Consider the following 13411-nt stretch of genomic DNA (forward strand, 5'->3'; position numbering starts at 1 on the left):
GTCAGCAGGCGTGCCGCTCGCGTCCGGGCGAGTACAGGTGGCTGTCACGGAACTGCTCGGCGCCCAGCGTGCGGCCCACCATGATGACGGCGGTACGGATCACACCCGCCGCCTTCACCTGCTCCGCGATGCCGTCGAGGGAGCCGCGCAGGATGACCTCGTCGGGGCGGGAGGCCAGCGCCACGACGGCCGCCGGGCAGTCGGCGCCGTAGTGGGGCAGCAACTCCTCGACGACACGGTCGACGTACTGGGCGGCGAGATGCAGGACGATCAGCGCCCCGCTGCGCCCCAGCGTCGCCAGGTCCTCGCCCTCGGGCATCGCCGTCGCGCGGTTGGCCACCCGGGTGAGGATGACGGTCTGGCCGACCGTGGGCACGGTCAGCTCGCGCTTGAGCGCCGCCGCCGCTGCGGCGAAGGCGGGCACTCCCGGGATCACTTCGTAGGGCACGCCCGCCTCGTCGAGGCGCCGCATCTGTTCGTTGACCGCGCTGAACACCGAGGGATCGCCCGAGTGCAGTCGCGCCACGTCGTGACCCGCACGGTGCGCGTCCGTCAGCTCGGCGGTGATCTGGTCGATGTCGAGCTGCGCGGTGTCCACCAGACGCGCATCCGCGGGGCATTCGGCGAGGAGCTCGCGGGGCACCAGACTGCCCGCGTACAGGCACACTCCGCAGGCGGCGAGCGTGCGCGCACCGCGCACCGTGATCAGGTCGGCCGCACCCGGACCTGCGCCGATGAAGTACACGGTCATCTGTTGTCTCCTGAGGGTTCTGCGGGGGCTTCGACCGGGCTCTCCCCGGCGGGGGCGGCCGAGGGTTTGCGTACGGACCACTGGGTGACGGGCATCGCCTGGCGCCAGCCGGTGAATCCACCGACCGGCACGGCGTGTGCGACTGCGAGGCGGACCAGGTCACCGCCGTGGCGTCGGCAGCGCTCGGCGAGCAGCGCCTCGGACTCCAGGGTGACCGTGTTGGCGACCAGCCTGCCGCCGGCCGGCAGCGCTTCCCAGCAGGCGTCCAGCAGGCCGGGCACCGTGAGGCCGCCGCCGATGAACACGGCGTCGGGCGCGGGCAGTCCGGTCAGGCAGTCGGGGGCCGGTCCGTTGACCACACGCAGAGCGGGCACACCGAGCCGTTCGGCGTTGTCGGTGATCCGCTGCGCCCGTACGGGATCGCGTTCCACGGTGACCGCCCGGCAGGAGGGGTGCGTACGCATCCACTCGATCGCCACCGACCCCGAACCGCCGCCCACGTCCCACAGGAGCTCGCCGGGGGCGGGAGCGAGCACGCCGAGGGTGGCGGCCCGGACGTGGCGCTTCGTGAGCTGGCCGTCGTGTGCGTACGCCTGATCGGGCAGGCCGGGGACGGCGCCGAGACGCAGGGTGCCGGGGGCGCCCAGACAGTCGATCGCGATGACGTTGAGGGGGTCTCCCGGCGGTTGCTCCCAGGTGTCGGCCGTCCCCTCCGCACACGCTTCGCCCTCTCCGCCGAGCTGCTCCAGCACCCGCATCCGGCTCGGCCCGAAGCCGCGGTCCCGCAGCAGCGCGGCGACCGCTGCGGGTGTGGTGGCGTCCGCGCTCAGGACCAGCAGCCGGCGGCCTTCGTGCAGGGCCGCCGCCAGCCGCGCCGCCGGGCGGCCGACCAGGGTGACGACCTCGGTGTCCTCCAGCGGCCAGCCGACGCGGGCGCAGGCGTAGGAGACGGACGACGGATGCGGCAGGACGCGCAGCCCTCCGGGGCTCAGCACCTCGGTGAGGGCCCGGCCGATGCCGTAGAACATCGGGTCGCCGCTGGCCAGGACGGCAACGCGGCTTCCCGCGTGCGCTGCGAGCAGACCGGGGACCGCGGGCCGCAGCGGCGTGGGCCACGGCACGCGGCGCCCCGCGCACTGCGGGGGGAGCAGATCCAGCTGCCGTCCGCCGCCGATCAGGACCTGCGCACCGATGAGTTCCGAACGGGCCGCGTCGGGCAGCCCCGCCCATCCGTCGGCTCCGATTCCCACCACGGTCACTGCAGGTGGAACGGGGTGCGTGGCGTGTTCGGGGGTCACGGACAGTACCTCGGGTCTTGGGGGCTGACGCACCCGAACTCTACTGGCCGGGCTCGGCCGGACACCCGTCAGGTGGGCGCCCCGGACAGGAGAGCTGGACAGCCGGCACCGCCGCACAGCGGCGGACGAGGGCTCCGCGTCTCTCTCCCGCGGCGGCACTGCGGGGAGCGGCACCGGAACGTCTCGCCCGCACGGGGTGAAACATTTCCCGGCGGTCACCGCATCGAAGAGGGTGTAAGCGAAAGGGAGTGGCGGTTGAGGCAGTCCAGGGAGAGTGCGTTCCGTGAGTTCGCGGAGGCACGCATGGGCCATCTGTTCCGTTCGGCGTGCCTGCTGACCGGTGGGGACACGCATCTTGCCGAGGATCTCGTACAGGAAACGCTCGGCAAGATGTACATCATCTGGGGGCGCGTGGGGCGCGTCGGCAATCCGGCGGCGTACGCGCAGACGGTGCTGGTGCGGTGCTACCTCGGCCACCGGCGGCGCAAGTCGACGGGGGAACGGCCGAGCGGTGAACTGCCGGACCGTGCAGGGGAGTCGACGGACGACGCACCCTTGCGGATGACACTCCTCGACGCGCTGCGCGACCTGCCGCCCAAGGACCGGGCGGTGATCGTGCTGCGTTACTGGGAGGACCGGTCGGTGACGGAGACCGCGGACGCGCTGCACGTCAGCTCGGCGGCCGTACGCACCCGCAGCACTCGTGCGCTCGCCCGGCTGCGTGAGCGACTCGGCGGCAGCATCGGCGAGCTGGCCGTGCGCTGAGCTCCCTCTTCTACTTCTTTCCTGTTCCTCTTTCCACAGGTGTGGGGACGGTGGTGATCGGCATGCAAGAAAACGATGCTCCGAAGGACCGGGACTCCTTCGAGGACGAGCTCGGCGCGGCAATGAAGCGGGCCGGGGAGGAATTCCCCGTGGCGGGACGCCCGCTCGTGGACGGCGGGGTCGCTCGCGGCCGACGCCGGACGGTGCTGCGCCGCAGCGCCGCGGTGACCGGGAGCGTGGCGGCACTGGCCGTGATCGGACTCGGTGGGTCGCTCCTCACCGGCGGCAGCGGCGCCTCGCAGGACGGCGGCAAGGGCGCGGCGGGCGCGCAGTCGACGAGCAACGCCGGCAAGCTCAAGGAGACGCCCGCGGAACTCCCCCCCGAGCAGCAGGTGTTCAGGACCCTCGCGGCTCTGCTGCCGGAAGGGCACGTGAGCGAGCAGCCCGGCACGGGCGGCCAGGAGGGCCCGCGCCCGCCGGCTGCTTCCGTCGTGTACGACGACGGCCACGGGAAGGCCGCTGTGTCGGTGGCCCTGAGCCGGCAGAACCCCGACGAGGAGGTGAACGAGAACGATTCCCCCTGCCCGGACAAGAACGTGACCGCGTTCGAGGCCTGCTCCGCGACGATGCTGAAGGACGGCTCGCACCTCGTGCTGTTCAAGGGCTGGGAGTACCCGGACCGCCGCGAGGAGACCAGGTGGTGGTACGCGGACCTGCTGACGCCCGAGGGCTACCGGATCTCGGTGTCCGAGTGGAACGCGCCCGCGGAGAAGGGCGCTCCGGTCAGCCGTTCCGTCCCTCCGCTGTCGCTGGACCGGATGAAGGCACTGGTCCGGGCCGAGGAGTGGCGCCCGATCGCCGCATCCCTCCCCGAGCCCGACCGGCCCGCTCCGGAGCAGCCGGCCCCGCAGGGCATGAGCGGTGAGGTGATCCTGGACAAGCTGACCGGGCAGCTTCCCGGACGCCTCACGGTGAAGGCCTCCGGGAAGCAGGAGACGGAGTACGCGTACGTCGTGGTGGACGACGGCCGGGGCAAGAGCTTCGTGCAGATCAACGTCCAGCCCGACATGTCCGGCGTCGCGGGTGACCTCGTCGGATCCGACGCCGAGGTCCTGGCGGACGGCACGAGGGTCACCACACGTCAGGGGCCCGGCGAGAAGGGCGGTGCGGGCGTGACGATGAGGCAGGTCGACACGCTCCGCCCCGACGGCTTCCGCGTGGTGATCTCCGCGTTCAACGCGGCGAACCAGAACGAGGCCGCCACGCGGGAGAACCCCGCCCTGACCCTTGCCGAGCTGAAGAAGATCGCCACGAGCAAGGTCTGGCGGAGCTAGCGCCTCCCGTTCGGATCATGCCGGGCTCTCGGAGGCCGGCATGATCCGGACACAACGCAGCGGGCGGCCCACCGGCCTCGACGGCCGGTGGGCCGCCCGCGTTGCGGCGCCGTACGGTGGCGCGGTCAGGCGGTCACGCCGTCAGCATGCGCTCCGTGCCTCGTAGCGTTCGACCGTCCGGATGCCGGCGGCGGCGGCATTCCCGCGCCTCTAGCGTGCGGCGAGCCGCTCCAGCAGAGCGGCACTCCGGGCCAGCAGCGCCCGTTCCTCATCGGTGAGTTCGGCCTCGATGGCCTGCGCGAGCCAGCCGACCCTGCGGCCTCGTTCCGCTTCGAGCGCGGCCCGCCCCGCGTCCGTCAGCTCGACCAGCGACTTACGGCCGTCCGTGGGGTGCGCGCGGCGCGTGATCAGGGTCTGTTCCATGAGCAGCCCCACCGCCCGGGCCATCGACTGGGGGCGCACGCGCTGGTCGGTGGCGAGGTCACTGGTGGTCATGGCGCCGTCGCGGTCCAGTACGCCGAGCACGGCCACCTGCCCCAGCGGGATGCGGTCCTCGTGCGTGACGCGGCGGGTGAGCTTGCCCATCGCGGTGCGCAGTTCGGCGGCGACGGCGGCGGCTTCCGGGGTGGGCATAGGGCACTTTACCCCGTTGGTCAGCAAAGCTGCGCGACTGACCTGTTCAGCAATGCTGTACAGCCAAACTGAGCAGCATTGCTGTAGTGTTCAGGGAGTCGGGCCCAGCGCCAGCGTCGTCGCAGCCGGGGCCACGGCACACGACAACGGCAAGGAACTCCCATGTCCGCACAAACAGCCGGACCCGCCGACGCCGCCATCCGGGCCGTCACCGCCCGCCGCATCATCGACAGCCGGGGCAACCCCACGGTCGAGGTCGACGTCGTACTGTCGGACGGCTCCCTGGGCCGCGCGGCCGTCCCCTCCGGCGCCTCCACCGGCGCCCGGGAGGCCGTGGAACTGCGCGACTCGGACCCCACGCGCTGGCACGGCAAGGGCGTCGACCGCGCGGTGGCCCACGTCAACGGGGAGATCGCGGCCGCCGTGCGCGGCCGGGACGCGGCGGACCAGGCGGGCCTCGACGCCGCGCTGGTCGCCCTCGACGGCACCGCCACGAAGTCCCGCCTCGGGGCCAACGCGATCCTCGGTGTCTCCCTCGCCGCCGCGAAGGCCGCCGCGGCTGCCCACGGCCTGCCCCTCTACCGCTACCTCGGCGGCGGCGACGCCCACCTCCTGCCGCTGCCGATGATGAACATCGTCAACGGCGGCGCCCACGCCGACAATCCGCTGGACTTCCAGGAGTTCATGATCGCTCCCGTGGGCGCGGAAACCTTCGCCGAAGCCGTACGCATGGGCAGCGAGGTCTTCCACACCCTGCGCCGCGATCTGCTGGCGGCCGGGCATTCCACGGGCGTCGGCGACGAGGGCGGCTTCGCGCCCGCGCTGCGTACCGCCGAGGAAGCACTCGACTTCGTGATGGCCGCCATCGAGCGCACCGGATACCGCCCCGGCACGGACATCGGCCTGCTCATGGACCCGGCGTCGTCGGAGTTCTTCCGCGACGGGGTGTACGACTACACGGGCGAGGGGGTGCGCAGGACCCCGTCCGAGAACGTCGACTACCTGGCCACGCTCATCGACGCGTACCCGCTCGTCTCCATCGAGGACCCGATGGCGGAGAACGACCTGGACGGCTGGCGCGAGCTGACCGCCCGCGTCGGCGACCGCTGCCAGCTCGTCGGCGACGACGTCTTCTGCACCAACGAGACGCTGCTGCGCGAGGGCATCCGCACCGGCGTCGGCAACTCGGTCCTGGTCAAGGTCAACCAGATCGGGACGCTGACCGAGGCCCTGACCGCCGTGGGCACGGCTCACGAAGCGGGCTGGACGGCCGTCATGTCGCACCGCTCGGGCGAGACGGAGGACACCACCATCGCGGACCTGGCGGTGGCGACCGGCTGCGGTCAGATCAAGACCGGCTCGCTCTCCCGCTCCGACCGCACGGCAAAGTACAACCAGCTGATCCGCATCGAGGAGGAGTTGGGGGACTCGGCACGCTACGCGGGCCGCGCCGCCCTTCGCCGGGCGTGACCGGACGGCCGCCGAGGGCACCGGCTGCTCGGCAGACCCACACCTGAGGCACCACCTTCGGAAAGCTCAGCTCCGGACCGGGGACGACGGCCGCCACGCGGATATCGTTCCCGGTCCGGGGTCGCGACCGGGACAGCCTGGCCTGCTGCCGCTCGTGGAGCTCCTCGGCGTCTCCCCGTACCGGCTGAGCCGCTCCTTCACCCGGGAGCTGGGGGTATCGCCGACCCGGTACCGCAACCGGGTCCGTATCGGCGTGGCCCTCGACCGGCTGGACGCGGGCGAGGAGAGCCTCGCCGTCCTCGCCGCCGGCCTGGGCTTCTCCGACCGGGCCCACTTCTGCCGGACGGTGCGCCAGTACGTCGGCCACACGCCGACAGCACTGCGGCGGCTCCTCGCCCCGCGCCCGGACCGGCGGCTCCTCGCCCCGCGGCTGGACCGACGGGGCCTCACCCAGCGCCCGGACTGACGAACCCGCCCTCAGCGGACGGGGAATCCGAAGGCGTACCCCTGCTCCCTCAGCCAGGGCAGGACCTCGCGCAGCGCGGCCAGGGTCTGGGACCGGTCGCCTCCCGCGTCGTGGAAGAGGACGGTCGGCCCGTCGGAGATCTCGCTCTTGACGGTGGCGACCATGGTCTCCACGCCGGGCCGCTCGAAGTCCTTGGTATCGACGTTCCAGCCCAGTGGCCGCATCCCGCGGGACGCGGCGAGCTGCCGGCTGTACGGGGTGAACGCGCCGCCCGGAGCCCGGTAGTACTGCGGCCGGACACCGCCGGACGCCTTGGTGATCATGCGTTCGGCATCCAGGATCTGCTGGGACTGGTAGGCCTCGGACTTGGTGTCCATGGCGGTGTCGTGCGAGACCGTGTGGTTGCACAGCCGGTGCCCGCCCGCGACGACCTCCTTGACCAGGTTCGGGTACGCCTGGGCCTGCGTGCCCACCATGCAGAACGTGGCCTTCACGTTGCTGTCCTTGAGGAGTTGCAGCACCTGCGGCGTCCAGTTCGGGTCCGGCCCGTCGTCGATGGTGATGTTGACGCCCTTGGCACCGCGGTCCGAGGCGTGCGCGATGTCCGCCGCCACCTTGGTCACTTGGTCCTGCGGCTTGGCCTCGGGCGACGAGACACTGGCGCCGGGCCCCGCGGCCACGGTGCCGGCTTGCGCGGTCCACACCGAGGTGGCCGCAGCCAGAGCGGTCACCCCGAGCGCCGCTCCGAGAAGTCGGACATGCCATGCCCTTCCCTTGTGCTTCGCCATGTCCGCCCGCCCCTTTTGCCGTCTCCACCGATGCCGTGCACCCATGAAGACATGCGAAAGGCTGCTCTGGCTGCCTCTGTTACCGATCGCAGACGATTCCGCAGGGGACCGGCGACAATCCGCAGGCCGACCCCGTGTTCGCCCCTGCACCTGAACTCGGCACGCGACGGAAAGGGGTGCAGGTTCGGCGCGGGATGTCGACGGAGGCCGCATGGAGCGGGAACGGGATGTCGGCGTCCTCGGCCGAGACGAGTACCGAGATCCCGGGTGCCTCGGCCCAGCCCGAAGCCGCCGCCTCCGGGACCGCGCCGCTCGACGGCACGGAGGAGGAGGCCGGCCGGCGTCCTTCACCATGCCCGCCGGCGCATGCCAGGAGATCGCCGGCTACAAGGCCGTCCCCGCACCCTTCGCCGCCCGTACCAGGATCGGCGGGGCTGGAACACGTACGACGCCGTCCTCCGACAAGAGGTCCCGGCGCCCACGGCCGAAGGGCTCACCGGTCATGTGCCGCTGAGCCCTTCGGTGTTCCGCTCCTGGGTCAGAGGTGCGAGCCCGCCTTGCGACGGCGTACGACGAACATCGCACCCGCGCCGACCGCCACCGCCGTGCCGCTGGCGAGGGCGAGTTGCGACGTCACTGAGGACGCGCCCGTCGCGGCGAGGGTGCCGGTCGCCGGGCGGGCCGACGGGCCGGTCTGCGTGTTGATGTCGGAGGTGTCCGGCCGGGTCCTGCCGGGCTTGGCGTCGTCGACCTTGCCGGGCTTGCTGCCGGCGGCGGCGATCAGGAACTCGTAGCCCTCGAGGTCCGGGTTCCCGCCGCAGGTGCCGTCGTCGTTGACGTAGTCACCGGCGACGAAGGTGACGCCGTTGCCCGCGGGGGCCGAGGCGTCGATGGTGAGACGCATCTTGACGTCGACGTGGGCGCCGGCCTTCAGCGGGCTGATGGCGTCCATGTAGTGCTTGTTGTCGACGGTCTTCCACGCCGAGGACGAGCCGGGCGACCACTGCACGCGCACCAGGTCGTCGATGCCGTCGAGGCCGCTCTCGTCGGTCGCGTGGACGTAGGCGAACGGAAGCACCTCGTCCATCGTCTCGTCGGTGCCGTTCTTCACCCGGAGGTTGAAGTCGACCTTCGTCCCGGCGACGACGGTGGTCGGCAGTCCCGTGATGACCGTGGTCAGCCGGGGCTCGGGGACGGGGACGCACTCCTCGTTCTCCTCGCCCTCCTCGGCCTCCTTCTTCGCCTCGGCCAGTGCCTCGTCGGCCGCGGTCTTGTCGGCGAGCGCCTTCTTGGTGGCCTGCTGCGCCTGGCCGATCGCCCGCGCTGCGGCGACCCGGGCGTCGTCGTGCGCGTCCTCGGCCTCCACCACCAAGGCGTCGGCAGCGGTCTTGGCCTCACCGGCGGTTGCGGCGGCACCTTCCGCCTCGGTGAGGGCAGTCTCCGCGGCGGTCCGCTCCTCCTCGGTGGCCGACTCCGCGAGGGTGTCGAGCGCCTCCTGTGCGTCGACGACCGCCTGATCGGCTTCGGTCTTCGCGGTGGCGGCGTCGGCTGCCGCGGCCTTGGCTGCCACGACCGCCATGAACAGGGGGTCGGTGTCGGAGTCGAGCGCGATCAGCACCTCGCGTGCGGCCTTCTCGGCCGCCACGGCGTTGTCGTACGCCACCTGAGCCGCGGCGGCGGCCAGTTCCAGCTCCGCGATGGACGGCTTCTGCTGCGTCTGCGCCGTCGGCTCGGCGTCGGCGAAGGCGGGGGTGACCGACAGCAGAAGGACGGGCGTCGTCACCGCTGCGGCAACAGCTGTGGCAAGAATCCGGCGAATCGTCACAAGGGCCCTTCGGGATACGGAAGACAGGAAGGAAGGGGTCGCAGCGGAAATGAGGCACGCACAGGCGACTTGAGGTGATCGTATGGCCAGGTCAGCGGTCCGTCATCACCATTTCTTCACCTGCGCCGACCGATGTCGGAGCACCCGGACGGACACACGAGTCGAAAGGGTGCAGTTGCTTTCACCGCCCGCACTTTCACCGTGAGGAACGCCACACGATCCCGGCCCCGCCGCCCCGCGCGCACCGCGCTCGGGATGTGACCCTGCTCCACCGCCCCGCGCGGCAACATCGCCGTCACGCCGCAGTTGGCCTCTGCGCGCCTGGAGGAAGTCGGCGAGTTGCCCCGTGCCCCTTCATGCCACCGAGTATGCGTACCTCCGGCGTTCCCTGCCTCACCCTGCCGGGGTACGGACCGGCCGGGTGGCGCAGCGCCGGGTGGGGCGGACGGCGTGCCGGAGGCCGCACATCCGGATCGCTCAGGACCTCGGGTCCAGCCACGGCCTGCGGCCGGGTCCGGTCGGGTGCGTCCCCGTCACGCCCATGACCACGGAGTAGAGACTGGTCTCGGCGGCGATGAAAAGCCGGTTGCGCTTCGCACCGCCCCAGGAGATGTTGGCCACCGGCTCCGGGACGTCGAGGCGGCCGATCAGTGTGCCGTCCGGGTCGTAGCAGTGCACCCCGTCGTTCATGGCGGCAGCCCACAGGCGGCCGCCATCGTCGAAGCGGAGGTTGTCGAAGCGGGCCGCCTCGCGCGCCCCGGCAGCGGCGAAGACCTCGCCGTCCGACAGGGTGCCGTCATCCCGTACGTCGAAGACACGGATGAAGCCGGCCCGGGTGTCGGAGACGTACAGCCGCCGCTCGTCCGCGGAGAAGACCAGCCCGTTCGGTGCGCCGAAACAGTCGGCGACCAGGCGGACTTCACCGGTGGACGGGTCGATGCGGTAGACGTTGTTGGCGCCGATCTCGCTCTGTGCCCGGTAGCCCTCGTAGTCGCTGGTGATGCCGAAGTCCGGGTCGGAGAACCAGATCGAGCCGTCGGACTTCACCGCCGCGTCGTTGGGACTGTTCAGCCGCTTGCCCTGCCACTGGTCGGCCAGCACCGTCACCGTGCCGTCGTGCTCGGTCCGCGTCACCCGCCGGTTGCCCTGCTCACAGCTGATGAGCCGGCCCTCACGGTCGAGCGTGTTGCCGTTCGGGTGGCCGGCGGAGCGCCTGAACACGCTGACCGCGCCGGTCTCCTCGTCCCAGCGCAGCAGCCGGTCGTTCGGGATGTCGCTCCACACCAACTGCCGCCAGGCAGGCACGTAGACGGGCCCCTCGGCCCAACGGCAGCCGGTGTACAGGACTTCGAGCCCGTCATCGCCGTTCGTGCACCGCCCGGTACGGAACCGGTCGTCGAAGGTCTCGTACAGCTCAGGGCGCTCGGTGGTCATGGACAGCCATCCCTTCCGACAGAAGCCGAACGAATTTCGGCTCCACCGGAAGATTGTCGGATGAGATATGGTCACCACAAGCGAAAACCGAATGGAGAGTTGTGGATCACATCGACCGCACCCTGTTGGAACAACTGCAGCAGGACGCGACACAGTCCTACGCGGCACTGGGGCGGGCAGTGGGCCTCTCCACCGGCGCGGCACACGAACGGGTCCGCAAACTACGGGAGCAGGGCGCGATCCGGCGGACCACGGCCGACGTGGACCCGGTGGCGCTGGGATACGGCGTGCTGGCGTACGTGACCGTCGACTCCACCCGCTGGATGGGCGATACGGCCCAGGAGTTCGCGGCGGTCCCCGAGATCGTGGAGGCCCACATCGTCGCCGGCAACGCCTCGGTGCTGGTGAAGGTCAGGACCGCCACCACCGAACAGCTCCAGGACGTCCTGCGCCGGATCCACGCGATCGACGGAGTCAACGGAACCCGGGCCACGATCGTGCTGGAGTCACTCTTCGAACGCCCCGCCTCCCCGCACGGTACCGGGCCGGGGCAGTAGCGGACCGAAGGCGGGCAATGCGGCGGATCGCCTCACCGAGGTCGGCGATCAGCTCCTGGCGGGCGGCGGGCGGCAGTGCCGATGTCTCTCGTCCGACTGCCGCCACGTACTCGCGCGTCACCGTTTCATGGGTCTTCACGGTGGCGCCCTCCCGTTTGCGCACCGAGCCCCTTGCCCGGATGCCGAGGTGGTCGACCGCCTGCCGGAATCCCGGCCGGACAGCGGTGAACCGGGCGAGGGCGGCACGACCGGCTCGGACGGTCGGGGCCACGCAGCGGCCGTCCGCGGCCGTGAGATTTCGGCAACTCCCGCGCAATGAAATGCGGCGGAAACATCCAGGTCCCTCCGACGAAACGCGCACCGGTCACGCTCTCTGACGCCCGCACCGCACGCGCCCCGAGGAGGGACTCCCCCGTGACCCCCGTGACCGTGGCCGCAGCCGGCATCGACACAGGTGACACCGCCTGGCTGCTCGCCGCCACCGCACTCGTTCTGCTGATGACACCCGGGCTCGCGCTCTTCTACGGCGGCATGGTCCGTACGAAGAACGTACTCAACATGCTGATGATGAGCTTCGTCTCGATCGCCCTGGTCACCGTCGTCTGGCTCCTCGCCGGATACTCGCTGGCCTTCGGTGACGACGCGTTCGGCGGCCTCGTCGGAGATCTGCGGCACGTCGGCATGGCCGGCATCGGGCCCGACAGCGTCACCGGCAGCGTGCCGACCCTGCTGTTCACCACGTTCCAGCTGACGTTCGCGATCATCACCGCGGCGCTGATCAGCGGCGCGATCGCCGACCGTACGAAGTTCGCCGCGTGGCTCGTCCTCGTGCCGGTGTGGACGCTGCTCGTCTACGCCCCCGTCGCCCACTGGGTGTGGGGTCCCGGCGGCTGGATCAAGGACGCGCTGGGCGCCCTCGACTTCGCCGGCGGGCTGGTCGTGGAGATCGCGTCCGGGGCGTCCGGGCTGGCGCTCGCGCTCGTCGTGGGGCCGCGCATCGGGTTCAGGAAGGACGCGATGCGCCCGCACAACCTGCCCATGGTGATGCTCGGCGCCGGACTGCTCTGGTTCGGCTGGCTCGGGTTCAACGGCGGTTCCGCCCTCGGGGCCAACGGTCTGGCGGCCGCCTCGGTCCTCAACACCCTGGTCGCCGGCTGCACCGGGCTGCTCGGCTGGCTCTTCGTCGAGCAGAAGCGCGACGGCCACCCCACCACCTTCGGCGCCGCCTCCGGCGCGGTCGCCGGGCTGGTCGCGATCACCCCCGCCTGCGGCACCGTGGGCATCCTCGGCGGCGCGGCGGTCGGTCTGACGGCGGGCGTCGTCTGCTCGTACGCGGTCGCCTGGAAGTTCCGCTTCGGCTACGACGACTCGCTGGACGTCGTCGGCGTGCACTTCGTCGGCGGCATCGTCGGCACGCTGCTCATCGGCCTGTTCGCGACCGCTGCCATGACCGGTGGCGCGGAGGGGCTGCTGTACGGGGGCGGGTTCGGACAGCTCGCCCGGCAGGCCGTCGCCGTACTGGCCGTGGCGTCCTACACCTTCCTCATGACGTACGGGATCGGCAAGGCCGTCGACCGGTTCATGGGCCTGCGGGCGTCGGCGGACGAGGAGCTCACCGGCCTGGACCAGACACTGCATGCGGAGAGCGCCTACGATCACGGCGCCCTGGGTCACGGCGCTCCGCAGGCCGTGACCGCCCGGCCGACGCCGCTCACCGAGAACAGGAACTCCGCCCCATGAAGCTCATCACCGCCGTCGTCAGACCGCACCGTCTCGACGAGGTGAAGACCGCGCTGCGCGAACTCGGAGTGCACGGCCTCACCGTCACCGAAGCCAGCGGCTACGGGCGGCAGCACGGCCACACCGAGGTGTACCGGGGCGCCGAGTACCGGGTCGACCTGGTCCCCAAGGTCCGGATCGAGGTCGTCGTCGAGGACGCGGAAGCCGAACCGGCCGTCGACGCGATCGTGCGCGCCGCCCGCACCGACCGGATCGGCGACGGCAAGGTGTGGACGCAGCCGGTCGAAACGGTGGTGCGGGTCCGCACGGGCGAGCGGGGCCCGGACGCGCTGTAGTCGCTCCATCGAGCG

General features: G+C 71.5%; 13 protein-coding genes. 7 read left to right on the forward strand and 6 right to left on the reverse strand.

Features of this window, described 5'->3' with window-relative positions; translation table 11 throughout:
* Position 1: 1 nt before the first annotated feature.
* Together cobM and cbiE are read right to left on the reverse strand one after the other, a co-directional pair.
* Positions 2 to 751 (reverse strand): precorrin-4 C(11)-methyltransferase, encoded by a 750-nt coding sequence (gene cobM, locus ABZ434_RS14445; RefSeq protein WP_359135422.1) that lies wholly within the window; start codon positions 749 to 751, stop codon positions 2 to 4.
* Positions 748 to 2049 (reverse strand): precorrin-6y C5,15-methyltransferase (decarboxylating) subunit CbiE, encoded by a 1302-nt coding sequence (gene cbiE / locus ABZ434_RS14450; RefSeq protein ID WP_359135424.1) that lies wholly within the window; start codon positions 2047 to 2049, stop codon positions 748 to 750. Before cbiE ends, cobM begins: the two co-directional genes overlap by 4 nt.
* Positions 2050 to 2304: 255 nt before the next feature.
* On the opposite strand from cbiE, the gene ABZ434_RS14455 reads away from it, so the two are divergent.
* Together ABZ434_RS14455 and ABZ434_RS14460 are read left to right on the forward strand one after the other, a co-directional pair.
* Positions 2305 to 2814 (forward strand): SigE family RNA polymerase sigma factor, encoded by a 510-nt coding sequence (locus ABZ434_RS14455; protein ID WP_359135426.1) that lies wholly within the window; start codon positions 2305 to 2307, stop codon positions 2812 to 2814.
* 62 nt (positions 2815 to 2876) lie between these two features.
* Positions 2877 to 4148: a hypothetical protein gene (locus tag ABZ434_RS14460; protein WP_359135428.1), complete on the forward strand. Its 1272-nt coding sequence runs from the start codon at positions 2877 to 2879 to the stop codon at positions 4146 to 4148.
* Positions 4149 to 4358: 210 nt separating this feature from the next.
* Here ABZ434_RS14460 and ABZ434_RS14465 read toward each other — a convergent pair whose 3' ends face one another.
* A complete protein-coding gene (locus tag ABZ434_RS14465) occupies positions 4359 to 4781 on the reverse strand; it encodes a MarR family transcriptional regulator (protein WP_359135430.1) in 423 nt (140 codons plus the stop codon).
* Between the two features lie 162 nt (positions 4782 to 4943).
* Here ABZ434_RS14465 and eno point away from each other — a divergent pair, with 162 nt between their 5' ends.
* The gene (eno, locus tag ABZ434_RS14470; RefSeq protein ID WP_359135432.1) at positions 4944 to 6251 is read left to right on the forward strand and encodes a phosphopyruvate hydratase; all 1308 of its coding nucleotides are present in this window, start codon (positions 4944 to 4946) and stop codon (positions 6249 to 6251) included.
* Between the two features lie 154 nt (positions 6252 to 6405).
* Positions 6406 to 6717, forward strand: coding sequence for a helix-turn-helix transcriptional regulator (locus ABZ434_RS14475; RefSeq protein ID WP_359135434.1), 312 nt, complete (start codon positions 6406 to 6408; stop codon positions 6715 to 6717).
* An 11-nt stretch (positions 6718 to 6728) separates the two neighbouring features.
* Here ABZ434_RS14475 and ABZ434_RS14480 read toward each other — a convergent pair whose 3' ends face one another.
* The 3 genes from ABZ434_RS14480 to ABZ434_RS14490 all read right to left on the reverse strand — a co-directional run bounded on the left by ABZ434_RS14480 (position 6729) and on the right by ABZ434_RS14490 (position 10764).
* On the reverse strand, positions 6729 to 7505 hold the full coding sequence (locus tag ABZ434_RS14480; protein WP_359135436.1) for a polysaccharide deacetylase family protein: 777 nt from the start codon (positions 7503 to 7505) through the stop codon (positions 6729 to 6731).
* 538 nt (positions 7506 to 8043) lie between these two features.
* Positions 8044 to 9330, reverse strand: coding sequence for a peptidase (locus ABZ434_RS14485; protein WP_359135438.1), 1287 nt, complete (start codon positions 9328 to 9330; stop codon positions 8044 to 8046).
* A gap of 477 nt (positions 9331 to 9807) precedes the next feature.
* Positions 9808 to 10764, reverse strand: a complete 957-nt coding sequence (locus tag ABZ434_RS14490; protein ID WP_359135440.1) for an SMP-30/gluconolactonase/LRE family protein — start codon at positions 10762 to 10764, stop codon at positions 9808 to 9810.
* A 101-nt stretch (positions 10765 to 10865) separates the two neighbouring features.
* Here ABZ434_RS14490 and ABZ434_RS14495 point away from each other — a divergent pair, with 101 nt between their 5' ends.
* From ABZ434_RS14495 to ABZ434_RS14505, 3 genes are all read left to right on the forward strand, one after another.
* Positions 10866 to 11321, forward strand: coding sequence for an Lrp/AsnC family transcriptional regulator (locus tag ABZ434_RS14495; RefSeq protein ID WP_359135442.1), 456 nt, complete (start codon positions 10866 to 10868; stop codon positions 11319 to 11321).
* Between the two features lie 414 nt (positions 11322 to 11735).
* Positions 11736 to 13061 carry an ammonium transporter gene (locus tag ABZ434_RS14500; protein WP_359135444.1) on the forward strand — a complete coding sequence of 442 codons (1326 nt, stop codon included), beginning with the start codon at positions 11736 to 11738 and terminating at the stop codon, positions 13059 to 13061.
* A complete protein-coding gene (locus tag ABZ434_RS14505) occupies positions 13058 to 13396 on the forward strand; it encodes a P-II family nitrogen regulator (RefSeq protein WP_359135446.1) in 339 nt (112 codons plus the stop codon). The genes ABZ434_RS14500 and ABZ434_RS14505 overlap by 4 nt, the downstream gene beginning before the upstream one ends.
* The last annotated feature ends 15 nt before the right edge of the window (positions 13397 to 13411 follow it).

The organism is Streptomyces sp. NPDC005761, from assembly GCF_040630635.1.
Lineage (GTDB): Bacteria > Actinomycetota > Actinomycetes > Streptomycetales > Streptomycetaceae > Streptomyces.